The organism is Aquihabitans sp. McL0605, from assembly GCF_049993875.1.
GTDB lineage: Bacteria > Actinomycetota > Acidimicrobiia > Acidimicrobiales > Iamiaceae > Aquihabitans.
Window position 1 is genome coordinate 1,580,179 of record NZ_CP188252.1, and the last position, 26,576, is coordinate 1,606,754.

Annotated in this window: 21 protein-coding genes; 12 read left to right on the forward strand and 9 right to left on the reverse strand. The window is 73.2% G+C overall.

Features of this window, described 5'->3' with window-relative positions:
• Positions 1-11 precede the first annotated feature (11 nt).
• Together ACPPVX_RS07170 and ACPPVX_RS07175 are read right to left on the reverse strand one after the other, a co-directional pair.
• Entirely contained in the window at positions 12-1,097 is a 1,086-nt protein-coding gene (locus ACPPVX_RS07170) for an RCC1 domain-containing protein (RefSeq protein WP_426574212.1), read from the reverse strand.
• A gap of 36 nt (positions 1,098-1,133) precedes the next feature.
• Positions 1,134-2,282, reverse strand: coding sequence for a hypothetical protein (locus ACPPVX_RS07175; protein ID WP_426574213.1), 1,149 nt, complete (start codon positions 2,280-2,282; stop codon positions 1,134-1,136).
• 66 nt (positions 2,283-2,348) lie between these two features.
• Here ACPPVX_RS07175 and ACPPVX_RS07180 point away from each other — a divergent pair, with 66 nt between their 5' ends.
• From ACPPVX_RS07180 to ACPPVX_RS07205, 6 genes are all read left to right on the forward strand, one after another.
• Complete coding sequence (locus tag ACPPVX_RS07180; protein WP_426574214.1) at positions 2,349-4,178, forward strand: carbamoyltransferase family protein; 1,830 nt, start codon at positions 2,349-2,351, stop codon at positions 4,176-4,178.
• Complete coding sequence (locus tag ACPPVX_RS07185; protein ID WP_426574215.1) at positions 4,175-4,345, forward strand: DUF5989 family protein; 171 nt, start codon at positions 4,175-4,177, stop codon at positions 4,343-4,345. The genes ACPPVX_RS07180 and ACPPVX_RS07185 overlap by 4 nt, the downstream gene beginning before the upstream one ends.
• Positions 4,345-6,276: a hypothetical protein gene (locus tag ACPPVX_RS07190; RefSeq protein ID WP_426574216.1), complete on the forward strand. Its 1,932-nt coding sequence runs from the start codon at positions 4,345-4,347 to the stop codon at positions 6,274-6,276. Before ACPPVX_RS07185 ends, ACPPVX_RS07190 begins: the two co-directional genes overlap by 1 nt.
• Positions 6,273-7,160, forward strand: a complete 888-nt coding sequence (locus ACPPVX_RS07195; RefSeq protein WP_426574217.1) for a peptidase — start codon at positions 6,273-6,275, stop codon at positions 7,158-7,160. The genes ACPPVX_RS07190 and ACPPVX_RS07195 overlap by 4 nt, the downstream gene beginning before the upstream one ends.
• A 118-nt stretch (positions 7,161-7,278) precedes the next feature.
• On the forward strand, positions 7,279-9,651 hold the full coding sequence (locus tag ACPPVX_RS07200) for a B12-binding domain-containing radical SAM protein (RefSeq protein ID WP_426574218.1): 2,373 nt from the start codon (positions 7,279-7,281) through the stop codon (positions 9,649-9,651).
• 59 nt (positions 9,652-9,710) lie between these two features.
• Positions 9,711-10,898: a cytochrome P450 gene (locus ACPPVX_RS07205; RefSeq protein ID WP_426574219.1), complete on the forward strand. Its 1,188-nt coding sequence runs from the start codon at positions 9,711-9,713 to the stop codon at positions 10,896-10,898.
• Here the strand turns inward: ACPPVX_RS07205 and ACPPVX_RS07210 are convergent.
• The 3 genes from ACPPVX_RS07210 to ACPPVX_RS07220 are packed head-to-tail and all read right to left on the reverse strand — an operon-like array spanning position 10,893 to position 13,461.
• A complete protein-coding gene (locus ACPPVX_RS07210; RefSeq protein ID WP_426574220.1) occupies positions 10,893-11,753 on the reverse strand; it encodes a phytanoyl-CoA dioxygenase family protein in 861 nt (286 codons plus the stop codon). The genes ACPPVX_RS07205 and ACPPVX_RS07210 overlap by 6 nt on opposite strands.
• The gene (locus ACPPVX_RS07215) at positions 11,750-12,637 is read right to left on the reverse strand and encodes a phytanoyl-CoA dioxygenase family protein (protein WP_426574221.1); all 888 of its coding nucleotides are present in this window, start codon (positions 12,635-12,637) and stop codon (positions 11,750-11,752) included. The genes ACPPVX_RS07210 and ACPPVX_RS07215 overlap by 4 nt, the downstream gene beginning before the upstream one ends.
• Positions 12,634-13,461: a phytanoyl-CoA dioxygenase family protein gene (locus tag ACPPVX_RS07220; RefSeq protein WP_426574222.1), complete on the reverse strand. Its 828-nt coding sequence runs from the start codon at positions 13,459-13,461 to the stop codon at positions 12,634-12,636. The genes ACPPVX_RS07215 and ACPPVX_RS07220 overlap by 4 nt, the downstream gene beginning before the upstream one ends.
• A 239-nt stretch (positions 13,462-13,700) precedes the next feature.
• Between ACPPVX_RS07220 and ACPPVX_RS07225 the strand changes: the two genes are divergently transcribed.
• From ACPPVX_RS07225 to ACPPVX_RS07240, 4 genes are all read left to right on the forward strand, one after another.
• Complete coding sequence (locus ACPPVX_RS07225) at positions 13,701-14,474, forward strand: phytanoyl-CoA dioxygenase family protein (protein ID WP_426574223.1); 774 nt, start codon at positions 13,701-13,703, stop codon at positions 14,472-14,474.
• 136 nt (positions 14,475-14,610) lie between these two features.
• Positions 14,611-15,861, forward strand: a complete 1,251-nt coding sequence (locus tag ACPPVX_RS07230) for an ABC transporter ATP-binding protein (RefSeq protein ID WP_426574224.1) — start codon at positions 14,611-14,613, stop codon at positions 15,859-15,861.
• The gene (locus tag ACPPVX_RS07235) at positions 15,862-16,671 is read left to right on the forward strand and encodes an ABC transporter permease (protein ID WP_426574225.1); all 810 of its coding nucleotides are present in this window, start codon (positions 15,862-15,864) and stop codon (positions 16,669-16,671) included.
• A gap of 106 nt (positions 16,672-16,777) precedes the next feature.
• Positions 16,778-17,641, forward strand: a complete 864-nt coding sequence (locus tag ACPPVX_RS07240) for a phytanoyl-CoA dioxygenase family protein (RefSeq protein WP_426574226.1) — start codon at positions 16,778-16,780, stop codon at positions 17,639-17,641.
• Positions 17,642-17,643: 2 nt separating this feature from the next.
• Here ACPPVX_RS07240 and ACPPVX_RS07245 read toward each other — a convergent pair whose 3' ends face one another.
• Complete coding sequence (locus ACPPVX_RS07245) at positions 17,644-18,660, reverse strand: hypothetical protein (RefSeq protein WP_426574227.1); 1,017 nt, start codon at positions 18,658-18,660, stop codon at positions 17,644-17,646.
• Positions 18,657-19,526 carry a class I SAM-dependent methyltransferase gene (locus tag ACPPVX_RS07250; RefSeq protein ID WP_426574228.1) on the reverse strand — a complete coding sequence of 290 codons (870 nt, stop codon included), beginning with the start codon at positions 19,524-19,526 and terminating at the stop codon, positions 18,657-18,659. The genes ACPPVX_RS07245 and ACPPVX_RS07250 overlap by 4 nt, the downstream gene beginning before the upstream one ends.
• 78 nt (positions 19,527-19,604) lie before the next feature.
• Here ACPPVX_RS07250 and ACPPVX_RS07255 point away from each other — a divergent pair, with 78 nt between their 5' ends.
• Positions 19,605-21,251, forward strand: coding sequence for a radical SAM protein (locus ACPPVX_RS07255; protein WP_426574229.1), 1,647 nt, complete (start codon positions 19,605-19,607; stop codon positions 21,249-21,251).
• A 30-nt stretch (positions 21,252-21,281) separates the two neighbouring features.
• Here the strand turns inward: ACPPVX_RS07255 and ACPPVX_RS07260 are convergent, their stop codons facing one another.
• Together ACPPVX_RS07260 and asnB are read right to left on the reverse strand one after the other, a co-directional pair.
• Positions 21,282-23,474 carry a UbiA family prenyltransferase gene (locus ACPPVX_RS07260; protein ID WP_426574230.1) on the reverse strand — a complete coding sequence of 731 codons (2,193 nt, stop codon included), beginning with the start codon at positions 23,472-23,474 and terminating at the stop codon, positions 21,282-21,284.
• The gene (asnB, locus tag ACPPVX_RS07265) at positions 23,471-25,228 is read right to left on the reverse strand and encodes an asparagine synthase (glutamine-hydrolyzing) (protein ID WP_426574231.1); all 1,758 of its coding nucleotides are present in this window, start codon (positions 25,226-25,228) and stop codon (positions 23,471-23,473) included. Before asnB ends, ACPPVX_RS07260 begins: the two co-directional genes overlap by 4 nt.
• Before the next feature lie 141 nt (positions 25,229-25,369).
• On the opposite strand from asnB, the gene ACPPVX_RS07270 reads away from it, so the two are divergent.
• Entirely contained in the window at positions 25,370-26,536 is a 1,167-nt protein-coding gene (locus tag ACPPVX_RS07270) for an SPASM domain-containing protein (RefSeq protein WP_426574232.1), read from the forward strand.
• Positions 26,537-26,576: the final 40 nt, after the last annotated feature.

The following is a 26,576-nucleotide window of genomic DNA, read 5'->3' on the forward strand; positions in this document are numbered from 1 at the left end:
GTCGGCGCCGGTCAGCGCGCCTGCGCCCCCCAGCAGCGCAGCTCGCCCCCGGGCCCGACCGCGCAGGACCGGTCCTCGGCGGCGGCGACAGCCTGCACGTCCGCGCCGACCCCGGCATCGGCCGCGATCCCGCTCCCGCCGACATCGGTCGCCGCGCCGAGCTGGCCGCCGCGGTCGTCGCCCCAGCAGCGGACCCGGCCGGCGGTGGTCACCGCGCACGTGTGGCCGGCACCCGACGCCAGCTGGCGCGCCCGCAGCCCCGGCACGCTCACCGGCCGGTCCTGATCCCGGCGATCCGCGCCGGCGCCCAGCTGGCCCTGCGCCCCTGCCCCCCAGCACCACGCGCGCCCGTCGTCCGCCGCCGCACACGTGTGGGCCGAGCCCGCTGACACCGTGGTGACCGCGGGCAGCCCCTCGACCTCGACCGGGGCGGAATCGGAGAAGGTGCCGGCTCCCAGCTGTCCCGACCCTCCGAGCCCCCAGCACGACACCGAGCCGTCCGTGCGCACCGCGCAGGTGTGCCATCCGCCCGCGCTGATGGACCGGACGTCGGAGAGGCCCGGGACCCGGACGGGCACGAGCGAGCGGGCGGGGTCGGATCGACCGAGCTGGCCGACGTCGTTCGAGCCCCAGCACCACACCTCGCCCGAGGTCAGGGCGCAGGCGTGCTCCTCCCCCGCCGTCACCGCTTGGGCGGCGCCGAGGCCCCGGACGAGGGTGGGCTGGAACACCGCGTCCTCGGAGGTGCCGCTCCCCACCTGGCCGTCGAAGTTGTAGCCCCAGCACGCGACGCGTCCCTGGCCGTCGACCGCGCACGTGAGATCACCGCCGGCATCGATCCCGACGATGTCGGCCAACCCGGTGGCGGCCACCGGACGCCGCGGGTCGACGTGGTGGCCATCGCCCAGCTGCCCGAAGTAGTCGCTGCCCCAGCACCGCACGGTGCGGTCGGTGGCGATGGCGCACCCGTGGTGCGTCCCGAGGGTGACGGCGCGGACCGGCCCGAGCCCGGCGACCTCGGTGGCCGCGCCCGTCGTCCGGCTGCACGCCACCGAGCCCAGCACCAGCAGCGCGCCCACCGCGGCGGCGAGCAGCATCCGGCCGCCCCTCCAGGAGGTGCCCCGTGGGACCACCTAGTGCGCCAACGCCGTGAACTGCGGTCGGAGCCGCTCGTACAGGGCCTTGGCCACGAGCGATGCGCCGAGCTCGTTGGTGTGCTCGAAGTCGAAGAACGTCGGTTCCTCGACGCCGCCCAGGGCTTCGAACAGGTCGATGGGCTTCACCTTCGATGCCTGCAGCACCCGGCGGTAGAGGCCACCCACCGACGCCAGAGACTCGTCGTCGAGCCCGAGGCGGGCCACGACCGGCTCGGCCACCGGCGGAGGCGGCGTGGCCGCGAACACCGGCTGCCACACGTGCACCACGGGGATCTTGTCGGCCCCGCCGAGCTGCTGGCCGAGGAGGACGCCCCGGCGGTACTGCGCCCCGCCCACCTTCACGGCGAGGTCGTCGCGCTGCGCGGCGGTCAGCCGGCGCGTGGCGCTCGACTCCCCGCGGGCCTTGCGCTCCTTGGCGCTCGCGGCCTGGTAGTAGATCTCGCCCGGATCGGTCCGCCCGACGTCGACCCGTTCCACCGCGGTGGCCAGCTCGTTCGCCCCGTCGTAGAAGACCACCAGGTCGGGCCGGCGTCCGGTCGAGAGCGCGGCCGCGAACGCCATCGTCTCCTGGTAGTTGTTGTAGCTCTCGACGCCGAAGTTCTCCGACCGCACGCGGACCCCGTCGGCCTCGGCCAACCGGGCGATCTCGGACGGGATGGTGTGGTCGTCGCGCTGGGAGCTCCCGAACATGGTGGAGCCGCCGAAGTACCACACCGTGAGGTTCGGATCGGCGGGCTCCAGCGACGCCCGCCGGCCCCCCGTGATGTTCAGGTACCGGCTGCGCAGGTCGAGGAGGCGCCACCCGGTGACGGGGTCGACCTCGGCTCGGGCCCGATCGCGGTCGGCCAGCAGCTCGTCGGCCCAGTCCTGCCCCGGATACGCGTAGGAGAGCACGAACGAACGGTCGCGGGCGGAGAAGCGCTCCCCGGCGAGGCGCTCGGGGGCCCAATCCGACGATGCCGCGGCGGCCGATCCGCTGGTGGCGACGTGCTGGTCGGGGCGTCGGAGCTCGACCGCGATCGCCCCCACCAGGATGCTCACGACCACCGTCAGCACCACCCACCACCGGATGCTGTGGGTGCCAGGAGGGTCGTGGAGCAGCGACGATCTCTCCCCCGGCACCATCGCACAAGTATGGACCAGCGGCTGGGCCGACCCTCCGCGGGAACAGGCGCCATCTAGGCTAGAGCGGTGCAAGCGAGGGGGACGGTGCTAGGGATCAGCGGCGACTACCACGACGCCGCCGCCGCGCTCGTGATCGACGGTCAGGTGGTCGCTGCCGCCGAGGAGGAGCGCTTCACCCGCATCAAGCACGATCCCTCGCTGCCCCGCCACGCCATCGCCTGGTGCCTCGAATCCGCCGGCGTGGAGCCCGGCGGGCTCGACCACGTGGTCTTCTACGAGAAGCCCCTCACCGCCTACGAACGGCTGCTCGTGACCCACGGTCGCGTCGGTCCTCGGGGGTTCCCCTCGTTCGCCCGCGGCGTGTGGAGCTGGTCCCGATCGAAGCTCTGGGTGGCCTACCGGCTCGAACGGCTCCTGGGCCAGCTCGGCCACCGCGACGTCCGGGTCGAGTTCGCCGAGCACCACCAGAGCCACGCCGCCTCGGCCTACTTCCCCTCCCCGTTCGACCGCGCCGCGGTCCTCGTGCTCGACGGCGTGGGCGAGTGGGCGACCTGCACGATCGGCCACGGCCGCGGCCGTGACCTCGAGCTGATCGAGGAGGTGCACTTCCCGGCTTCGCTCGGCCTCCTGTACTCGGCCCTCACCAGCTTCTGCGGCTTCGACGTGAACGACGGCGAGTACAAGCTGATGGGCCTGGCCCCGTACGGCGAGCCCACCTACGAACGGGCGCTCCTGGACCACGCGATCCACCTCAACGCCGATGGATCCTTCGAGCTCGATCACCGGTACTTCGACTTCCAGGCCGGCCGGCGCATGTACCACCCCCGCCTCGGCGACCTCCTCGACGGTCCGGCGCTCGCCCCCGGCGCGCCGCTGACGCAGCGAGAGGCCGACATCGCCCGCTCGATCCAGACCGTCCTCGAGCAGGCGATCGAGGGCCTGGTCCGGCGGGCCGTGCAGCTCACCGGCGAGCGCTCGCTCTGCCTGGCCGGCGGTGTCGCCCTCAACTGCGTCGCCACGGCTCGGCTCCGAGAGGTCGGCGCGGTCGATGACCTCTGGGTGCAGCCCGCCGCCGGCGATGCCGGAGGTGCGGTCGGCGCCGCGCTCTGGCACTGGCACCAGACCCTGGATCAGGATCGGGCGCCGGCCGCGGTGCGGAGCGAGCGCTCCTCCGTCTTCCTGGGCCCGGCGTTCGACGACCACGAGATCATCGACTGGCTCGAGGAGATCGACGTCCCCCACCAGACCTTCGAGACCACCGACGGGCTGTGCGAGGAGCTGGCGACGGCACTGGATGCGGGCCAGACCATCGGGTGGTTCCAAGGAGAGATGGAGTTCGGGCCCCGGGCCCTCGGCCACCGCTCGATCCTCGCCGACCCCCGCCCCGGAGCCATGGCCCGGACGGTCAACCTGTCGATCAAGCGGCGCGAGCCCTTCCGGCCGTTCGCCCCGGCCGTCCTCCAGGACCACGCCGGCGAGTGGTTCGACCTCACCACCCCCCTCCCCCACATGACCGAGATCGCCACGGTGTCCGCCGCGCACCGGCGCCCCGGCGCCGACGACCAGCGCGGCTCCGACGACTTCGGCGCCCGCCTGGCCGTGGAGCGCTCGGACATCGCGGCGTGCACCCACGTCGACCACTCCGCACGGGTCCAGACCGTCGACGACCGCAACGAGCGCTTCCACCAGCTGCTGAGCGCGTTCCACCAGCGCACCGGCTGCCCCGTGCTGCTCAACACCTCGTTCAACCGTGCGGGCGAGCCCATCGTGCGCACCCCCGCCGATGCCCTCCGCTGCTTCGACGACACCGACCTCGACCTCCTGGTGCTGGGCCGGTGCATCCTCCGCAAGGACGGCGACCGGACGCTGGCGGGCACCTCGGTCGGCGCGCCGTGAGGCTCGTGGTCCGCCATGCCGGGCGCTTCGTCACGGACCTGTGGCTCCACGCCGCCCGGTCGGGCCGCTGGTGGGTGCCCGTCGTCATCGTGATGATCATGGTGGCGACCGTGGTCGCCGCCACTGCGAAGGTCGTGGTGCCCACCGCGATGTACACGCTCTTCTGATGCGGGACCGAGACCCGATCCTGGGACCGCCACCCGATCCGTGGGCGGTGGAGCCGACCGTGCGGTGGGCTGCTCGCACCGCGCGCCGTCGCGGCCTCCTGATGGGCGCCGCGCTCGCCGTTGGCGCCGGGCCCACCGCCGTCAAGGTGTGGCAGACCGGCGGGCACCGACCGAGCGACACCGCGGTCGTGGTCGTGCTGGGACTCGCCTGGCTGCTCGCCCTCTCCGCCCTCCTCGGTCGCCGCGCCTGGTCGCTGCCGGCCCTGGCCGCTGGGGGCGTGGCGGCCATCGCGCTCACCCGCCCGTTCATCGGGACCACCCCGGCCATCGTCACCCTGCTGGCCACCACCACCGCCTTCGCCGCACTGGTGGAGTGGCAGCCCATCCCAGGCTGGCCCCGACGAGCACGGGGCATCGCCCCCCTCGGCCTGGCGCCCCTGATCCTGAGCCAGCTGATCTGGGTCCGGTCGGGGAGCCACGCCGCGGTGGCCCTGCTCATCGTCGCCAGCCTGGTCCTGACCGAGCTGGCGGCCCGCCGACCAGGCTGGATCCACGCCGCCGACCGGTCCCTCGCCGAGCTCGTCCGCATCGTCGTCACCTTCATCGGCCACGTCGCCCTCCTCATCGTGGCGCTCCCGCTCGTGTACCTGCCCGGCGCCATCAGCCAGCTGGTGCGGCGCGGGGGACGGCTCCTCCCCGGCCACCGAGCCCGGGCCGCGACGACGTGGAGGACCCGGGGCATCTCCGAGGAGGACCAGCGCCGCGACGCCCGGCGTCCGTTCACCAGCACCCCGCGATCGCTGCGAGCGTCGAGGTCCGCACTGGGCGTCGTCGTCGTCCTCGCGGTGGTGCTCGGCCTGGTGACGTGGCGCGACCACCGCACCTCGACCACCACCGACACCGCCGCCCCCGCCACCGACCTCGGCACCTCCGGCGCCTCGTTCACCGCCGACCTCACCACCTCGGACGCCTTCGCCGACGCCCCGTGGGCCTCGATCCTCGGCCTCAACCTCCGCGACTACTGGAGCCTCCTCGAGTTCGACGTGTCGGGCGGGTGGCGCGTGGCCAACCTGCGGAGCCGGTACATCAACGTGGCGAACGGCGAGCGGCGGACAGCGGCACCCGAGCCCAGCCTGGGAGACCCGCTCGACGTGTGGCTCCTCGGAGGCTCCGTCGCGTTCGGCGCTGGTCAGCGCGACGACCGGACCGTGGCGTCCGACCTCGTGCGCCTCGCCGGCCAGGACGGCATCCCGATCAGGGTCCACAACCTGGCCGTGCCGGCCACGGTCAACTGGCAGAGCGCGCTCCTGTTCGCCGAGCTCCTCCAGTGGCAGGACCACCCCGACCTGGCGATCTTCCTCGACGGGGAGAACGACGTGACCCTGCAGGTCGAGCTCAACGGCACCGAGCAGGGCGAGCGCGCCGAGCCGGGATCCCTGCTCGACTCCGAGTTCCAGAAGATGCTGGCGTCGCGCGCCCGCCCGGGCGTCGCCGACCAGCTCGGGATCGAGCGAGACCCGACGGGCACCGTGCCGCCGAGCACCGACCCGACCGAGCTCGGCGATCGGATCGCCACCCGCTACGGCCACGGGGTGGCGCTGGCCCACACGCTCGCCAAGGACGCCGGCATCGCCACCCGGTTCTACTGGCAGCCCTCGCTGCTGACGAAGGCCGATCAGTCGGCCGCCGACGAGAAGGTGCGCAAGCAGGTCGGAGCCTCCGACGCCGACCTCGCCGCGGCCCGGGCCGTCCACCAGACGATCTTCGACCAGCTCCCTGCGCTCGACGTCCACAACCTGTCCACGGCCTACGACGGCCAGACCAAGCCGATCTACTGGGACCAGGTCCACACCAACGAGCTGGGCGCGTCGCTGCTCGCCGAGGCGCTGTACCGCGACCTCCGACCCCAGCTCCAGGAGCTGGCCCGATGAACCGTCGGCTCGTGGGGCGCACGGTCGCCGTCGCCGTGGTGGTCCTGGCCGCGGCGATCGGTGTGGTCGCGGTGACCCGCGGGGGATCGTCCGACGACGCCAGCACCACCACCACGACGCCGGCCACCCACCACCACGACGAGACCACCACCGCAGCCACGGTCCCCACGTCCTCCACGCGGCCCCCGCCTCCCACCGATGAGCGCACCGCGCCGATCGGTCACCCTCCTCCCCTGCCCGCCGGCGCCGCCGACCTGCACGAGGGCGTGGACTACCAGTTCCTCACCTACCAACCCGACGACCACACCCGACCCGTCGCCTACGACCCGTGCCGGCCGATCCACTACGTGGTCAACGAGCGCACCGCTCCGGCCGGGGCCATGCCCATCCTGAAGCAGGCCATCGCCGAGGTCAGCCGGGCGACGGGCCTGGAGTTCATCGACGACGGCACCACGACGGAACGACCGGTCGAGAAGCGCGTGCTGTACCAGCCCGAGCGCTACGGGAAGCGCTGGGCACCGGTGCTGCTCGCCTGGTCCGATCAGGCGGAGCTCCCGCTGCTGACCGATGACAGCTTCGGCTCCGGCGGCAGCTACGGCGTGCCCGTCGACGACGGCGCCCGCAGCCTCTACGTGACCGGCGAGGTGGCGTTCAACGGGCCCACGATCGAGACGGACGCCGCCACGTTCGCCCCCGCCCAACGAGAATCCCGCATGCGAGCGATCCTCATGCACTACGTTGCGCACGTCGTCGGGCTCACGCACACCGGCGATGTGCGGAACATCTTGTACCACGGTCACGACGGAAGGGCGACCTCGTGGGCACCTGGCGATCTCGCGGGCTTGGCCGCGGTCGGCACCGGAAGGTGCTACCCCACGGTCTGACCAGACCAGACGGCGTCGCGGCACGCTGACCATGCCCCACCAGCCGCGCGGACCAGTCGTCACCTTCGACCGTGGACGGTGGTGGCTGAGCGACGTGCTCGGTGGGGATGTCCACCGCGTGGCCCTGGACGAGATCGAGCAGCTGGTCGGCGCGGCCGCTCAGGGCGCTCGGGGCGAGGGCCCGAGGTCCGATCGGGAGGTCCCGCAGGCCGTCCTGGCCGCACCGGCGTTCGCCGGGCCCATCGATGCGCTCGGGGTGGCGATCGAAGACCTCGACGGCCAGGTCGTCCACCTCACGCCCGCGGACCTCCGAGCGATCGATGGGCGCCACGTCGCCGACGAGCACCACGCGGACGAGGACGACCCGGGCCCGCTCGACGCCTCGTCCCCGCCGATCGGAGCGGCTGCGGCCGCCGGAGACCGCCCGCCCGATGGCGGTCCGCCGCTCCCCGGCGGCGATGCCCGAGTGCCGATCTACTTCCTGTGGCACGAGGAGGTCGGCCCCCTCCTGTCGCTGGGCATGCTCTCGGCGGCGGCGAGGTCCCATCGAGCGGGCGCCCTCAACGAGCAGTACGAGATCCGCCGCCCCGAGCCGGCCGAAGCCATCCTGCGCGCCGTGGCCGAGCACCGCGGTCCCGCCGTGCTGGCCTGCTCGGACTACGTGTACACCCTCGACGCCAACCTGGACATCGCCCGCAGGTGCAAGGAGCTCAACCCGGAGCTCGTCGTCCTGCACGGCGGGCCGAGCTCGCCCAAGTACCCCGGCGATGCGGAGCAGTTCCTGCGCACGCACGCCGACGCCGCCGACGTGCTGACCCGGGGCGAGGGCGAGCACCTCTTCGTCGAGCTGCTCGAGGCGCTGGCGCCCACGCTGCCGGCACGGGACCCCGCTCGGCTCGCCTCCGTCGCCGGGATCACCTACCGCGACCCCACGACCGATGCCGTGGTCCGGACCCCCGATCGCGATCGGATCGCCGACCTCGACGCGCTCCCCTCGCCCTACCTCACCGGCGAGTTCGACCACATCGATCCGATGGCCTGGATCGAACCGCCGGCGTTCGAGACCAACCGAGGGTGCCCCTACGCCTGCACGTTCTGCGACTGGGGCTCCGCCACCAACTCCCGGATCCGCCGCTTCGACCTGGACCGGGTGGCCGCCGAGATCGAGTGGTCCGTCGACCGGGGCATGGTCATCGCCATGCTGTGCGACTCGAACTTCGGCATCTTGGCGCGCGACGTCGACATGGCCGGCCGCATCGCCGACATCCGGCGTCGTCGCGGTGCGCCGGAGCTGCTGATCTTCACCCCGTCGAAGAACCGGATCGTCCACCTCCTCGACGCCCTCGACACCCTGCTCGACGCCGACGTCTCCGTCCTCGCCTCGATCTCGCTCCAGACGACCGACGAGGAGACCCTCCGCACGGTCGGACGGCAGAACATCTCGATCGACGGCTACCTGGCCCTGGCGGCCTACCTCCGGCGACGCGGCCACGCCCTGTCGGGGGACCTGATCCTCGGCCTCCCCGGCCAGACGGTGGCGTCGTACCGCGCCGACCTGCAGTTCATGATCGACCACGAGATCATGGGACGCACCTTCCCCCTCCGGCTCCTGCCCAACGCCCCGATCAACGAGCCCGAGCACCGGCGCCGGCACGCGGTCGAGGTCGATCCCACCCGTGTGGTCCGGGCGACCGCGACGATGAGCCCCACCGATCGCGAGCACATGCTGGCGCTGCACACGACCGAGGTCATCGTCGAGCGGATGGGCCTGCTGCGCCACGTGCTCCGGTTCCTCCAGTGGGACCACGGCATCCCCGCGACGGAGGTGATCGAGGCGCTCGCGACGATGAGCGATGACGACGCGGTCCGCCTCCCGATCCTGTCGTGGACCCTGCGCACCTTCGACCGCTTCGCGCTCCCAGCCATCGGGTGGGAGGCGTTCACCCGAGACGTGCGGCGCTTCGTCCTCGACGACCTCGGGGTCGAGCCATCGAGCGCGCTCGACGCGGTCCTGCGCCTGCAGGCGTTCCTGCTCCCCCGCGCCGGCCGCGTCCTCCCCGCGGCGATCGAGCTCGAGCACGACTACGTGGCGTACTACGCCGCCGCCGTGCGCCCGCTCTACCTGGCGGGTCGCGCCGTCGCACCGACGCGGCGCCTGGCGGACTTCGGCTCCGCCCCGTTCGTCGTCGCCGGCGACCCGCTCTCGCTCTGCACCGAGGGCCTCCGCTTCAACGGCGACGCATCCGACCCGCGCCTGGAGGCCGACTTCCACGTCGGGGCCATCGCCGCCAACGAGCTCGACTCGATGCTCCTGCGCCGCCTCCCCCGGCTGGCGTCCTACCGGTCGCCGAGCACCCAGGCGTTCGTCGACCTCCTCGACCTCCCGCCGCTCGATCCCAGCGCGATCACCGACGAGGCCCTCACCGGATCGCCGGGCCAGCGCGCCGCGGTGGTGGCCCCACCCCGAAGGCGGATCGCGCCGGGCGGGTGAGGGCGGCCAGCGCCGGGCCCACCCCCGACCGAGCTGCGGCCGCCGATAGGGTCCCGAGCGTGCTGCGACGACGATCGAAGGGCGACCGCGGAGCCCTCCGCCCGCCCCCCGGCACGACCCGGCCACCGGCCACCGACCCGGAACCGCCAGGGCCGCCGGAGCCGCCGGAGCCGCCGGAGCCGCCAGCGGGAGCCGCCACCCCCGACGTCCGGCGCACCTACGCCGAGGTCCGGGCCGCGCTGCGCGACTCCGATGGCCTCACGGCGTCGGGCGATGCCCTCGACCTCGGCCAGCGCCGACCGCTCCTCCCGCTGCAGGTCGACGGTGACCGCCACGTCACCGTGCGCTCGGTGCTCGACCCGGTCTTCGCCCCGGCCGCCGTCGCCGACCGCGAGGCCACCCTGCGCCGTCGCGCGACCGACCTGATCGGCTCGTTCCCGACCGATGGGGTCGTCGAGCTCAACGGCGCCTTCTGCCGCCAGATCCCGGTGCTGGCCCTCCTCGACCTCCTCGACCTGCCCCTCCGGGAGGGCGAACGGATCCGGCGGTTCCACGACGGGATCCTCGGCCCGGACGTCGCCGCGCCGGCCCGCGGTGCGGTCGCCGCCGAGATCTACGCCTACTTCGATCCGATCGTCGCCGAGCGCCGCGGCCAGATCGGCCCCGACCTGATCCGGACGCTCCACGGCGCCGGCACCGAGCTCGGGCTCCTCACCGACGACGACATCGTCGACACCTGCTACCTGCTCCTGCTCGCGGGCATCGATCCCGTCGCCGGAGCCCTGGCCACCTTCACCGCACTGCTCGCCGACGACCCCGCCCTGCACGAGCGGGTGGCGACCGATCCGGCCGCCATGCGCCGCACCATCGAGGAGGTGCTCCGCTGGGGCTCGGCCATCACCGCGCTCCAGCGCCTCCCCACGGCTCCGCCCGCCGCGACCCCCGACGGGTCACCCGACGGCCGCGTCACCCTGTCCATCCACGCCGCGAACCACGATCCCACCGTGTTCGCCGACCCGGACCGGTTCGACCCAGGGCGAGCCGAGCGCGCCCACCTCAGCTTCGGGGCCGGCGCCCACCGCTGCATCGGCGCCCACCTGGCCCGCCTCCAGCTCCGCGTCGCGATCGAGGAGCTGCACCGGCACCTGACCGACCTCGGGCCCGCAGCGCCCGAGCACCCCCGGCCCGACGCCGCCACGGTCACCGCCGGCGACGAGCTCTGGCTGGCCTTCCGGCGCCGGTCATGACGACCGGCGCAAGAACCGGTCGGTGAACTCCTCGGCCCCGAGCCGACCCGCCGGGAGCTCGATGCGCTCGATGACCCGGCCGTAGCGCTCGTCGCCGTCGCCGTGCCAGAAGTCCCAGAAGAACCGCTCCTCGACCGCCCACACCTCGACCTGCTGGCGGTCCCCGTCGATCTGGGCCCGGCGGCAGAACAGGGGCGTCGCGGCCTCGGGGACCATGATCAGCTGGATCGCGAGGCGATCGGCATCGGTCTCGTTGGGGGCCGAGTAGTGGACGACCGCGTCGTCGAGGATCACGGCCTCACCGGCGCGGACCTCGACGCACTCGAGCTCGGGCCGCACCAGGTGATCGACATCGGCGAACGCCTCGTACGCCCACATGCCCCGAGGCTCCCGGAAGACCTGGTGGCTCCCGGCCAGCAGCTGCAGCGTGCCGTTGCTCACGGTGCAGTCGACGAGCGCCACCCACACCGACACCGATCGGAACCGGGCCTCGTCGACGACGTACCAGTTCTGGTGCGTCGGGACGACGCCGGTGCGAGGCGGCTTGTTGACGAAGTTGGCCACGAGCGGCCGGAACGAGTGGAGCAGCGGAGCGGCCCGGGCCGCGACGGTCTCGACGATGCGCTCGTACGCCTCGGCCCGGAACTCGGGCCGGCTGTGCACCACGCTGAACTCGGCGTAGGTCGGGTCGTAGGCGCCTTCGGGGTTGTGGTCGCCGGTCGCTGACCGGTCTTCGTAGAACGACCGGAGCCCCTCGACCTCGCTCGGCGACAGGAGGGGGACCACCACCCAACCCCGGTCGACGAGCTCGGCCTCGAGGTCGTCGTCGACGAAGGTGCGGGCGAGGAGGCTCATGTCGGTCCTGCGTTCGTGGTTCGGGCCCACTCGACGGCTGCGGCCACCACCTCGTCGGGTCGCAGCTCGTGATCCGGGACGAGGACGGTGCCCGTGGGCCGCGCCGTCGGGGGGAGCACCCCGTCCTTCATGGCGGCGATCCCGCCGAAGTAGAAGTCGCGCTCGACCTCGAGGACCTCGAAGGTGCCCGCCGGCGCCCCCGGGACGGCCCGGTGGTGGATGCTCGGGGCATCGGCCGGCAGCACGCCGGAGACCGCGGAGACCCGGATGCGGTCCGAGCGGTTGGGCTTCGATCCGTGGAAGAGGTTGTGGGCGTAGATCACCGCGTCGCCCGCCCGCGCCGGGACCTCCACCAGGTGCTGGTCGAGGTCTGGGTCGAAGTCGAGGTAGAGCGAGGGCGTGTCGAGCGACCGGATGGAGGGGCGCAGCCGGTGCGATCCGGGCACCACGACGAGCGCGCCGTTGTGGGCATCGACGTCGACCAGCGGACACCAGATCGACAAGGAGATGGCCTGGTGCTCATCGACGTTGTTCCAGTCCTGGTGGGGGGTGGACGCGCTGTCCGGTCCTACGCCCTTGACCAGGAAGCTGGATCCGCCGAGCCGCGCCCCCTGGAACAGGGCCTGCGCCGGACCCGAGAACGCTCCGGTGATGATCCGATCGACGCGCCGGTTGGCCTCGACGTCGAGGTCGTGGACGTTCGAGTAGATGCCGGTGAGATCGTCTCGGCCCACCTCGTCCCACAGCCGCCGCAGCTCGTCGACCGCCGCGGCGCCCAGGAACGGCACGCAGAGGAAGCCGTCGATCGCGAAGCGGTCGGCGAGGGCGGGATCGCGGAAGCCGACGGACCGGATCGCGCTCGATGATGGTGGCGCGAGGATCACGAGGCGGCCTCCCGGCTCGTGATGCCCGGCAGGTCGGCGACCTCGAACCGTGGCTGCGCGAAGTCCACCTCGGCGACCCGCGTGGCGCTGGGGGGCAGGTCGGCGGCGCCGAACGTGTGCTCCGTGTAGAACGCGGCGTCGAGCGTGAACCGCTCCACCCGGCCCGGCCCCGCCTGGCGGTAGTGGAGCAGCTCGGATCGGTCGCCGACGACCGCACAGCCCGCCACCACGCGCGGCCGGCGCCGCAGGTTCGGCGGTGACGAGTGGAGCAGGCGGTGGTCGTGGACGAGCACGTCGCCGGCCTCCATGGGCAGCTCGACCATCCGGGCGGCCGCCTCGGCCTCGATGGCCTCGAAGGGGTTCGGGGTCTCGGTCCCCCGGATCGTCAGGTCCATGCGGTGCCCCTTCGGCAGCACCGACATGGCGCCGTTGCGGTGGTCGACCCTGGTGAGCGGCACCCACACGTTGATCGATGCGTGCGCCGGCTCGTCGACGAACGTCCAGTCCTGGTGCGGGGCCATGCTCCCGCCTGGATCGCGGCCCTTGGTGACGAAGTTGGTCAGGAGCGGGCGGTGGCCCTCGAGCAGCTCGTCGAGCAGCGGGGCGAACACCGCGAGCAGCTCGGCGTGCACCGACCGCTTGAGCTGCTCGTCACCCGAGTACAGCGTGGAGTCGAACCCCGGGGGGACCTCGCCGACCACCCGCCGGTGCACCCGACGGAACGAGCGGAGCGACCGGCGGGCAGCACCGGGCACGACCACGTAGCCGTCGCGCTCGAGCCGCGCATCGAGCGCGCCGGCGCGGAACCGGGGCCGGGCGGTCATCGGGCGCGCCGTCGAAGGGCTGGTGGAGCGTGGGTGTCCATGGCGTCACCACCATGATGGTCGCCGGGAGCCCCCGACGCGCACTCCCGCCTGCGGGCAGCATCGGCCCACCGGCGACCCGCCGGTAGCCTCGGGCCATCGCCCGCTCATCGCACCCCACCAGCCGCGGCCAGTCCGAGCCGCCGCCCCTGTTCGGCGATCCCGACCGGCAGCAGGCGCTCGACGACGAGGGGTTCGTCGTGCTCCCGTTCCTGGATGCCGACCAGGTCCGTCGGGTGCGCACCGTCCAGGAGCGCCACGGGATCGCCCCCGGCGACCCCGGGAGCGGCCTGTTCAACGACACCTGGTCCACCGATGCGAGCTACAAGGCCGCCATGTCCAGCTCGCTCACGGAGATCCTGGAGGAGCCGACCCGCCGCGAGTTCCTCGAGTACGTGAGCCTCGGGTGGACGAACATCACCAAGTGGCCGGGATCCGCCGGGGCGGTCATCTCGCACCGCGACCCGTCGTTCGTCGACGAACGGGTGCACCGCTCCTATGGCGTCTGGTGCGCCATCGAGCCCGTCGGCCCCGACACCGGGGCGCTCACCCTCGCTCCGGGCAGCCACCGCGCCCGACCCCTCGTGCGCGTCCACCAGGCCGAGGACAACCTCGCCCCCGACTACGACGGCGCCCTCGCCGAGCGCACGGTGTCGATCCCCCTGGCCGCCGGCGAGGCGATCGTGTACGACCACGCGCTCGTCCACGGCTCCGGGCCGAACACGGGCCCGCACCCTCGCACCGTGGTCGCCGGCCTGCTCGTCCCCGTCGCCGCGGCCCCGAGGTACACGATCGCCACCGACGACGGGCCCGTCACCGTCGGGATCGACCGCCACTTCTTCCTGGACGAGAAGCTCGACCAGCTCGATGTCGACCACGTGGTCGCCACGTACCCGTCGATCCCGGCCGGAACCGCTCCCACGGAGCCCGGCCGGCGCCGCTGGAGGGGGCGGGCGCGCCGACGCCGAACCTGAGCAGCGACGGGCACGGAGCGCCCCGCACGGCCCCCAGAGCGCAAGGGGCCCGCGTGTATCGTCACGGTTCCAGTGGGACGACGTCACGGCCGTCGCGCTCCACCCTGGCCACCGACTCACCGGAAGGACGCGCTGCATGGCTCTCGTCGCCGACCTCGAGCACGTGACGAAGACCTATCGGCTCGGTTCCGAGCGCTCGAACTGGCGGGCGCTGATCCCCGGCCCCCGCGGCGACCACCGGCCCGGCGAGCCCTTCAGCGCGCTGACCGATTTCACGCTCAAGATCGAGCCCGGCGAGGCCGTCGGGCTGATCGGGGCGAACGGGGCCGGCAAGTCCACGGCGCTCAAGATCCTCGCCGGGGTGGTCGAGCCCACCTCGGGCACGGTGTCGGTGTCCGACAGCGTGGCCCCGATCATCGAGCTGGGCGTCGGCTTCAACCCAGAGCTCAACGGGGCCGAGAACCTGCGCTTCGCCGGCCGGCTGCTGGGCCACAGCGCCGCCGACATCGATGATCGCTACGACGACATCGTGCGGTTCGCCGAGCTCGAGGAGTTCATGGACACCCCGCTCAAGCGCTACTCCACCGGGATGCGGGCGCGGCTCGGGTTCTCGCTCGTCACCGCGTTCGATGCCGACCTGATCCTGCTCGACGAGGTCCTGTCGGTCGGCGACTGGGCGTACCAGCGCCGCAGCCTGGCCCGCATCCGCGAGCTGCACCGGCGCGGATCGGCCGTGGTGGCCGTGTCGCACAGCAACTGGTTGATCAGCCAGCTCTGCGACCGGCTGCTCCTCATCGACCACGGCCACGTCGTGGCGTCGGGCGACCCGGTGACGGTCATCAGCCAGTACACCGGCGCGACCACCATCGGCGAGGGCGGCCCGGTGCCCGAAGACCAGATCTACGCCGACCTGGTGGCCGAGCCCATCCTCCACTCAGGCGTGGAGATCCGCGACCTCGAGCTGGTCCCGCCCGACATCCAGCCCGGCGACTCGCTGACGTTCCGCTTCAACCTCGACGTCGAGGAGCCGACCGACGCCATCATCGTCATGTCGGTGTACTCGATCGGGCGCGCCGCCTTCGCCGAGCCCGAGCAGGGCCCGAGCCACCTGCTGACCACCCCCGGCTCCTGGGCCGTGACCGGCACCATCCCCCACTTCCCGGTGGCTCCCGGCCGCTACCACCTCCGGATCGCGGTCATCACGCACCACGAGCGGGAGGACTTCGCCCAGGAGTACCTCACCTCCCTCGCCAAGGTCACGGTGCCCTTCTCCGTGCTCGGAGACGTCACCAGCCGCCCCGGCCTGCAGTTCGACGCCGAGTGGCAGGTCGCCCCGGCCGCGGCCGACGACGCGACCTCCGAGGCCACCGCAGGACGCGACCACTAGGTGCAGGCCACGTCACCCGCCCCGCCGCCGCGCCGCACCACCCGTGCCACCGGCATGCGCACGGGCGCCCTCATCCTGAGCTGGACCCGCCGCGACTTCGACGCCCGGTACCGGCGCAGCGCGCTGGCCGCGCTCTGGGCGGTGATCCAGCCGTTCGCCGTCGTCGCCGTCTACGCGTTCATCTTCGGGGTCATCTTCGACCAGTCCGGTGGGGACATCCCCTACCTCAGCTACCTCCTGGGCGGGATGATCGTGTTCCGCATCGTGTCGAACTGCCTCAGCCAGAACACGTGCTTCACGGACAACTACGACGTGATCGCCCACTCGGCCTTCCCCCGCTACGTGATCCCCCTCTCGCTCTCCCTCGGGGTGGCGCTCGAGCTGGTGGTGACCGTGCCATCGCTCGTGGTCGTGGGTGCGCTGCAGGGCATCACGCCCACCTACACCCTGCTGGCCGTCCCGTTCATCCTCGCGGGGGTCCTCGCCCTCGCGGCCGGCGCGTGCATCGTGGTGTCCACGGTGCAGGTGTTCGTGCGAGACCTGCAGTTCGTGGTCAGCTTCGGCGTCACGGCCCTGTTCTTCGCCAGCCCGATCTCCTACCAGCCCGAACAGCTCCCCGAGGGACTGCAGTGGCTCAACTCGGCGAACCCGATCTCGGTGTACATCCAGGCCCTCCGGGACACCGTGCTGCTGGGCCACTGGCCGAGCTGGCCCATCCTCCTGCTGCAGATGGCCTGCTCGGTGGCGCTGCTCGGGTTGGCCATCGCCCACCTGCAGTCGGTCGGCCACCGGATCGTCGACCTGGGCTGAGCCGGGCCGGCGGGGCCACCCCGGCTTGGGCACGATCGGGGGCGCCGGTAGCCTGCGGGGTGGGCCAACCAGGCTGTGAGATCGACAGCTCGACAGGGGAGCAGCAGTGGGCGCACATCGGCCGACCCTCCGGGACAAGGCGCTGGACCGCCGCTTCCAGCGCGACGGGTACGTGATCGCTCCGGTCGCGACGCCCGACGAGATCGCCGCGGCCCGCCAGGTGTTCGACTCGAACCCGTCGGGCATCACCGAGGGCTACTACGCCAGCATCCACAGCACCGATGCCGCCTACAAGGCGAAGGTCGACGCCGAGCTGTCCGCCATCCTCTGGCCCGGCCTCGATCGGCTCCTGTTCGACCACCGCTCGTTGATCGCCGCCTTCATGGTCAAGGAGCCCACCGGGGCGAGCGTGGTGCCGATCCACCAGGACTGGAACACGATGGAGGAGACCGACCGCACCGCAGGCATCACCTGCTGGTTGCCGCTCACCTCCGTCACCGACGCCGAGGGCCGGTTCCGCGCCGTCCCCGGGAGCCACCGGTTCCTCCAGCGCCACCGGGGCAGCCCCGGGTTCCCTGCTCCCTACGAGCACATCGGCGAGCAGATCTCCGAGCAGCACATGGTGACCCTCGACGTGCGGGTCGGCGACGTGCTGGTGATGGACGGCCGCGTGCTGCACACCACGCCGCAGAACACCTCGGGCACCACGCGGGTGGCCGCCTACATCAACGCGCTCCCCGCCGAGGTTCCGTCGGTCCACTACTACCGGGCCCCCGACGACGGCCGGGTCGAGTCGTTCTGGGTCGACGACGAGTTCTACACGTCGTTCAGCATCGGCGAGCGCCCGCCCGGTGAGCCGTTCGAGGTGATCCCTCCCTACACCGAGCCCCAGCTGACGATGGACGAGTTCGTCTCGCTGATGCGGTCGTCGCGGTCACGCTTCGCTCGACGGCCCCGCACCCACGCCTGACCTCACCGGGCCTCGGCGGCCAGTCCCGCGGCCGCGAACGCGGTGGTGAGGGCCTCTGACGCCCAGCCGAACACCTCGTCGGGGCCGCCGTAGTAGAAGATGTCGCGCGCCCAGCACCCGTCGTCGTCCTGGGCCCGGACGAGCCCGTCGGCGAGCACCCGCCGGAGGTCCGGGGGCCCGTCGAACCGCTGCACCGCGAGGAGGGCGAGCGCCGCATCGAGGGAGCGGCCCACGGTGCCGTCGGCGTCGACGGCCCCGGCGATGCGGTCGAGGATGAGCGGGCCGAGGCCAGCGAAGGGCGCCACGCCGCGGCGAGCCCCGTCGGCCACCGCCGCCCACAGGGTGTACGGGGTGCGGTGCCACTTGTCCGCCGTGTCCCACCCGGCCTCCACCACGGACACCACCCAGTCCACCGCGCCGCTGGGCGCGGCCGGGCCCAGGTAGCGGCACACGTTGGCGTTGACCACGGCGTCGACGTCACCGGCCTCGGCCTCGGTGTTGGCCCAGAGCTCCGCGCGCAGGGCCTGCGTGGCCGACCGCCGCTCGTCGCGGAGCCGCCATCGGACCGCCAGCGGGAGCCGGCGCTCATGGGGGATCAGCCAGGTGTGGAACCGGCCATCGGCACAGGCGGTGGCGGCCAGGACGGCGACGTTCCCGTCGGTCCGATCGCCGCGGCAGGCCACGGCGAGCGAGCAGCACGCCGTGTCATCGGCATCGGGCGGGGTGAAGGGAGACCGCTCGTTCGCCCGGGCCCAGTACCGCCACAGGTCGGCCGGCTCCCGCTCCGCCCGGAGGAAGTCGACGGCGCGGTCGACCAGGCCCTCGGCCCGAGGGTCGTCGATGCCGTCGATGACCTCGGCGCAGAGGGCGGTGATGAAGTTGAGCTGGTCGGGCTCCCACGCGAGGGGACCGCCCGTGGTGGGGCTCGCATAGGAGGGGAGCTCCCCGGAGGGGTGCTGGGCGGCCACCAGCCAGTCCAGGGCCCGATCGAGGGCGGTGGTGGGCGTTGACGAGGTCATGCTGCGGCCTCCGGCCGGCCGAGGGCGGCATAGATCACCTGGATCAACCCGCGCCGGTGGAGGTCGACGAACCGGGCCACCGCCGGCGAGGCGCTGAACGCCGAGGCGCCAGGGCGCTGCGCGGCATCACCGTGGTCCAGGTAGGTCGGCGCCGTGTTCGCGGTCGCGTCGATGATCGCTGTGCAGTCGAGCCCCGCCGCGGCGGCCAGGTCGACGAGGTCGTCGGCCGTGCAGAACGGCGACGGCCACGGCCCGAACGCCGGCTCGAGCTCGTGGCGCAGCTCCTCGTCGGTGGTGCCCAGCTCCTGGCCCGCCGTCGGCAGGATGATCACGTCGACCAGCCCCAGCCGGCCTCCTGGCCGCAGCACCCGCGCCGCCTCGGCGAAGAAGCGAGCACGGGAGGGGAAGTGCCACAGGGCCTCGATCGACACCAGGTGGTCCACGGTGCCCGCGGCCAGCGGGAGCTCGCCGCCATCGGCCTGGATCCAGTGCATCGAGGTCCCTGACCGCGGCCGCAGGGCCCGGCACTCGCGGAGCTGGCGGAGGTCGATGTCGACGCCCACCAGCTGCATCCGGTCGAACGCCTCGTCCACCGCCACCAGCGTGCCCCCGAAGCCCGAACCGACGTCGACGACCGTCGTCCCCGCCTCGACGCCCGCCAGCTCGACCACCAGGTCGGCCATGCGCCGCTGGGCGGCCGACCGGTCGATCGAGGCGGGACCGTGGATCGGGTCGTCCCAGTGCCCCAGGTGGTTGAAGCGGCCCGCCCCGCCCGCGCGGAAGTCGTCGATGAGGGCATCGATGTAGCGCGGCGCGGCGGCGCGCCCGGCCGCGTCCTCCCCGCCGCCGCGGTCGGCCTGGCTCACCCGATCCCCCTGCACCCCGCCAACCTACCGGCGCCTCGAGACGGCCCGAGACGAACCCCGGCCGGTACGCTGGGCGCCGTGGACGCGTCCGACCAAGCCCACGGATCGGGGCGCTCCACCCCCGTGGTGTTCCGCCGCACCCGACGGGCCGCCTCGGGCCCCGACGCTCCCTGGTCAGCGTGCTACGCGCCGCACGCGTCCATGTACCTCGACCAGTTCGGCACGGTCCGCGCGTGCTGCCTGGCCAAGGGCGCCACCCTCGGCGACGTCCGCACCCAGACCCTCCGGGAGATCTGGGACAGCGCCGCCGCCGAGGCGATCCGGTCCGCCCTCGAGGCCGACGACCACTCGCAGGGGTGCGGGTTCTGCGCCTGGCAGCTGCGGTCCGGCGACGAGCTCGTGTTCGCCGAGAACTTCGACCGGTGGCAGCCACCCGAGCGACGGCCTCGCTGGCCGCGCCGCATGGAGTTCTCCCTCACCAACACGTGCAACCTGGCGTGCACCATGTGCGAGGGCAACTTCTCGTCGACCATCCGCCGGCGCGAGGGCCGGCCCCCCATGCCGGCCGTGTACGGAGAGGCGTTCTTCGAGCAGCTCGCCGAGTTCCTCCCCCACCTCGAGGAGGCGACGTTCCTCGGAGGCGAGCCCTTCCTCGGCCGCGAGCCCCTCCGCGTGATGAGCATGCTCGCCGAGCGGTCGGATCCCCCGGCCATCACCATCACCACGAACGGCACCATCCGCACCCGGCGCACCGATGAGCTCATCGTGGCGCTGCGCCCGCACATCGTCGTCTCGATCGACGGGGCGTCGAGCTCGACGTTCGACGCGATCCGCCGAGGCGCCCGCTTCGAGCAGGTGATCGCCAGCCTCGATCACTACCTCGACCAGCTCGGCCCCGACCGGGTGACCATCGCCCACTGCCTCATGGCCACCAACTGGTGGGAGTTCTCGGCGCTCCTCACGCTCGCCGAGGAGCGGGCCATCGACGTCACGGTCAACGTCGTGCGCTTCCCGCTCGACCACAGCCTCTACCGGCTCCCCGCGTCCGAGCTCCGGGAGGTCGTCGGGCAGCTCGACGCCACCGAGGTGCACCTCACGGGCAGCCGGCTCGTCGAGTGGGACCGCCATCGCGAAGCGCTGCGCATCCGCCTGGGCGAGGTCGAGCTCGAAGAGGCGGGCGCCGTCGATGCCCCCGTCGACATCGCGGGCGCCATCTCGTTCCTGCACATCCTGCCGGCGGCGCCCTCCATGGACCCGGCGGCGCCCAGCCACGTGCCCGCCGCCTCGCCGAGCCGCTGGCCGTGGCTCCCGTTCCCGGAGGAGGGCCTCGCCGAGCCCACCGGCCCCGGTGCCAGCAGCCCCGGTCCGACCGGTCGAGCCGGGCCCCGCTCGCTCGTCATCGAGGTCGGGACCGATGGCCAGGTCCAGGTGGTGCACGCGGCCGACGAGATCCCCGTCGACCCGGCCGCGCTGGCAGACCAGCCCTTCGAATCGTTCATCGACGCGCTCGAGCGGCTCCACGGGCTGGCGGCCACCTGGGCGGCACCCCCTCGGATCAGCCCCGAGGCCGACGACACGTTCGCCGTCGAGCTCCCTTCGAGCGCCACCCCCGTCGCCGGCCACCTGGTCGCCGAGGCGATCCGCAGCGGCGACGGCGACCTGGTCGGGGGCCGGTTCTCGGTGTCGTGGCCCGACCCCGTCACCGCGGGCGACAGCGCCGCCTGACCGACCGCACGAGCCTCGCGGGAGCCGCGCTCACGTCCGCCCTGGACCCCGGAGCCGGGCCCGCACCCGACTCGGCCGCAGCCGCCGGAACGTCTTGCGCACCTTGTGGACCACGATCTCGATGCGGGTGCGCACCGCCCAGTACGCCGGGTTGAGCAGGTGCCCGCGGGGCCAGTCTATGAACGTCCAGTAGAACCGCGAGCCCAGCGAGGCCAGCTGGGCGCGGCGCCGGACCAGCTCCGCCTTGCGCTCCTGGTGGCGCCGAAGGGGCTCGATGCGCAGCAAGGGCCGCTCGATGTCGCGGTTCAGCCGCCAGCGCGGGTCCTCCAGCGGGCTCGTGTAGAGGTGCAGCAGCCGCGGCGCCACCCACGGCCCGACGCGATCGTGGGCCCACCCGCGGTCGAGGTCGAAGCGGAGCTCGCCGTTGTCGAGGTCGGCGATGAAGTTGAAGGCGGTGGGCAGGCGGGCAGCGTGCTGCTCGCCGAGGTGCCAGGCGGTGGCGATCAGGGTGCCCTGGTCGCGGGTGCGCCACTCGGGCCACGAGAACGATTCGACCGCCCAGCGGTGCCACGTGGCCATGAACTCGCGCCCCTCCGGACCGAACACGAACACCCCGCCGTTCCAGTGCAGCCAGTCACCGGGGACGTCGAGGTCGAACCGCTCGTGCAGGGCCTCGCGCAGGTGCGAGCACCACTCGGTGAGGCCGAGGCAGCCGCAGGTCATGGCGTGGGGGCTGAAGCAGTCGACCACCTGACCCGGATAGGTGAGGTCGGAGGCGAAGGCCACCGGACCGACCCGGGCATCGAACACCGCTTCGACCCCCGGAGCGATGGCCAGCACGTCGGTGTCGAGGTAGCACCACTCCCCCTCGGGCACGCGCTCGGGCAGGCTGGTCTTGAGCCAGATGCTGGCCTGGTGGTGATCGAGGTGCGGCGGGGTGGCGACGTCGATGACCCCCGTGGCGAGGGACGCGTCGATCGGCCGGGCGTTGCGCGCCCCATCGGTGACCACCCAGATCTCCAGGGTGGTCAGCGGACGGAGGCGGCGGAGGGCCAGCTCGAGCGTGGCGAGGTGCTCCTCGGCGCCGCACACGACGAACGCGAAGCGGCGCCGGTCGCGCACCGCGGGATCGAGGGCCCGAGGCCCCTTCGCCGCTCGCCGCCGGCGGCGGACGGCGGCGCGCCACGACCGCACGAGCACCACCCCGTCGATCCCTGCTCGCGCCAGGCCGTCGGGCGCGTACCGGAGGTCGATCAGCAGGTCGCGGAGGCCCTGCTGGAAGCCCAGCGCGACCAGCAGCGCCACCAGCCACCACCACGGTTCGTGCCACGCCACCGCGACCGACGCGACGAGCGGCAGCCAGCGCTCGATGAGCTCGTTGTCGAGCACGTAGGCCAAGCGGACGCGATCGATCGGGCCGCCGCGCCGCGGGGCCAGCGGAGGGCGCCACAGGTAGCGGACCTCGAACAGGCGCCACGCGGCGTAGGCCGCCACGAACGGGCCGAGCCACCCCACCCCGCCGCGGGTGGTGACGACCACCAGCACGACGGCCGCCGCCAGCTCCAGCACCAGCAGGGGACCGGCGACGAGGCGCTCCGCCCTGGCCGGTCCCATCCGCACCACCGCCGTGCGCGCGCCGGCGACCCGATCGGCGTCGAGGTCCTCGATCTGGTGCCAGAGGATCCCCCGCAACCCGAGCAGCAGGGCCCACGCCACCACCAGCGCGAGGACGGGCCCGGTGGCCTCGGCGGGCGCGAACACCACGGTGACCCATGCGAACGGGACCGCGTAGGCGTAGGCGGCGTCGGCCACCGCGCCGGCCAGGCCCCGGACCTTCAGCCGCACCGGGGGCACCGAGTACGCGAGCAGCAGCAGGACCTCCACCGCCAGGAGCCAACGGGCCACCGGGCGGGCGTCGATCACCAGCCAGGGAGCGATCCCGAGGACGAAGGTGGCCGCGAGGAGCCCCGCGGTGGGCCCGGCGCTCCACGACGAGGTGGGGTTGGGCTTGCCCGCCGCTGCATCCGCCCGGCGGTCGGTGACGTCGTTGACCACATGGCCGAACGCGGCGATCCCGACCGCGGAGACCAGGAGGAGCCCGAGGGTGAGCGCGCTGTGGTCGACGCCGCCCGACGCCGTGGTCGCCACCGCCGCCAGGCCGACCAGCTGCGCCAGCTTGGGGCTCCACCAGCGCTCGAAGCGCACCGAGGCCCGGAGGTTCATGCGGCGACGGGCGAGCGGTGGTGCGCCCACCAGCGGGCCACGGCGAAGACGGTCCACGCCGCCTGGCCCCCCGCATCGAGCAGCCGCGACGCGGCGTCGACCTCGAGGAGGCCGGCGAGCGGACCGGCCGGATCCCGCACCAGCTCGTCGGCCAGCCCCGCCACCGCGGGCAGCCGCAGCCAACGGTCGGTCGGCGCCCCGAACCCCTGCTTGGGACGGTCGCTCAACCCGGTCGGCCAGAGGTGCTCGAACGAGTCGCGAAGGAGCACCTTCTCCCGCCGGTCGTCGACCTTGCACGCGGCAGGCAGGGCCAGGCAGCCCTCGGCCACGGGGCGGGCCAGGAACGGCGCCCGGACCTCCAGCCCGTGGGCCATCGAGGCCCGGTCGGTCTTCACCAAGATGTCGCCGGGCAGGTACCGATCGAGGTCGAAGCGGCAGATGTCCTCGACCGTGCCGGTGTGGTGGACCTCATCGAGATCGTGGTCCTCGCCGGCCGGCAGGCCCAGCGCGTGCAGGTCGGCCGGCGACGCGTAGTCCCGGTACCGCCGATAGGCCCGGGTAACCGCCGCAGGATCGGAGGGACGCCGCCACCACCGCGGCCGATGGTGCGCGCTCCCCAGCACCGCCTCGGCGCCGAGGGCATCGCGGGCCCAGCCGACGTAGCCCCCGAGCAGCTCGTCCGCCCCGTCACCGCTGAGCACCACGGTCACGTGCTCCTTGGTGAACCGGGCCAGGATCCACGTCAGCAGCGCGGACGAGTCACCGATGGGCTCACCCCACGCTCGAGCCGAGTCGAGCAGGTCGTCGACCAGGCTCGACTCGTCGATCGGGCACACCCGCAGGTCGAGCCCGTGGCGCTGGGCGGTGCGGGTGGCCCACCCCACCTCGCTGGCGTCGGGGACATCGCAGGCCAGCGCGACCAGTCCCGGCCGGTGGCCGGCGGCCAGGCCGGCGATGGTGGCGGAGTCGAGGCCCCCGGACAGGAACACGCCGAGGGGCACGTCGGCATCGAGCTGCTCGACCACGGCGCGGTCGAGCGCGTGGCGGAACCAGCCGATGGCATCGGGCAGCTCGATGGACGGGTCGACCGGGGGCGCCGACCACCAGCGCTCCACCGCGCGGGTGCCCCGCCGGAGGTCGACGATGAGCTGGTGCCCGGGCCGCAGCGACTGCATGCCCTGCCAGATGCACGAGCCCGGCGCCACGTACCCGGTGCGCACCACCTCGGCCAGCACGGACCGATCCACCTCGCGAGCGACGATCCCCGCATCGAGGAGCGCTCCGGGCTCGGAAGCGAACGCCAGGCAGCCGCCCGCCATCTCCGCCCAGTAGAGCGGCCGCTCGCCGAAGGGGTCGCGCCCGAGCAGCAGCCGCGATCCCGCCGGGTCGAACACCGCCAGCGCGAAGGTCCCCGGGAGGTGCGGGAGGAGGTCGGAGCCGTGGCGGTGCCACAGGGGCGCCACGACGTTCAGGTCGCTGCCGCCCGTCGGCGGGAGCGAGAGGCGGGTGCGCACCTGGCGGTAGCCGTAGATCTCGCCGTTGCCGGCCACGATCACCCCCGCCTCATCGACCAAGGGCTGCTGGCCGTGGTCGGGGTCGATCACCGCGAGGCGCGTGGCACCGATGACGGCCTCGGCCGTGACCTCCATCCGCCGGTCATCGGGGCCTCGGTGGTCGAGGGAGCGCAGCATCTCGGCGACGAGCTCACGATGCTGGGGGGCACCAGGCCCGACGATTCCGGCGATGCCACACATGCGTCCTCCGCCGCCGAGGGTACCAGTCGTCCTCACCCCCCTCGCCGAGGGCGACCGCCTCCCCGGCGCCCACGCGGCATGATGGGCGCGCCGGTGCTGCCCGCGCCGCGCCTAGGGGATCGAACGATGGGGGTCGGGAGGATGAGGGTCCACATCCGCCGCCGCGGCAACCGGCCCGCACCGAGCGGCGCCGCCGATCTCGCGCCGGCCTCCGGCGCACCTGGGCTGCTCTGCCGGCTGCCGTTCACCGAGATCAGCATCGACGAGGCCGGCGACGTGTACCCCAACTGCTGCCCCGACTGGGTCCAGTTCCCCATGGGCAACCTCCACCGCCAGAGCTTCGACGAGGTGTGGAACGGCGCCCCCGCCCGCGCGCTGCGCCAGTCGATGCTCGACGGCGACCCGCGGTTCTGCGACGAGCACTGGTGCCCCCACCTCCAGGGCGCAGCCGGCGGCGCCGCCGATCCGCACGTGGCCCCCCTCGACGAGCTCGACCGCCTCGACCTGCCCCCTGCCGCCCGCGCCGGGAGCACCGTCATGGACGAGGGGCCGTCCAACGTCAGCATGAACTACGACTCGAGCTGCAACCTCGCCTGCCCCACCTGCCGCCAGGAGATCAGGATGGTCTCGGGGCCGCAGGCCGTGGAGATGGGGCGGCTCCACCAGGTGGTCGAGGACCAGGTCCTCGTGGGGGCCGACACCATCTCGATGACCGGGACGGGCGACCCCTTCGCCAGCAAGTTCCTCCGCAACTTCCTGATCGGCCTGACCCCGGAATCGCACCCGAAGCTGCGCCGCGTCTACCTGTACACCAACGCGATCATGTGGACCCCGAGCATGTGGGCGCGCATGCCCGGCCTGCACCGCCTCGACGTCGCCGCCGACATCTCCATCGACGCCGCCACCGCCGCCACCTACGAGGTGGTCCGGCGCCCCGCCCGGTGGGACCAGCTGATGGAGAACCTCGAGTTCATCAGCACGATCCCCAACCTCGGGCAGCTCGGGGTGAACATGACCGTGTCGCAGGCCAACGTCGACGAGGTGCTCGCCTTCTACGAGCTGGCCTGCGAACTGGCCTCCCGGGCCCCGCACCGCCCGATGTTCGTGGAGTTCAAGCGCGTCCGCCGGTGGTCGGCGCACTCCGATGCCGATTGGGCCGCCATCGACCTGGACCGCCTGCCCGCGGCGCAGCTGGCCTCGCTGCGCTCCCAGCTGCACGCCCTCGAAGCCATCCGCGCCACGCCCCCGAGCGGAGCCGGGCAGCTGGAGCTGCGGTCCAACCTGGGCGACCTGCTCGAGCAACCGTGACGGCCGGGGCCGGGCCCGCCGGCTGAACCGGCGGATCTCG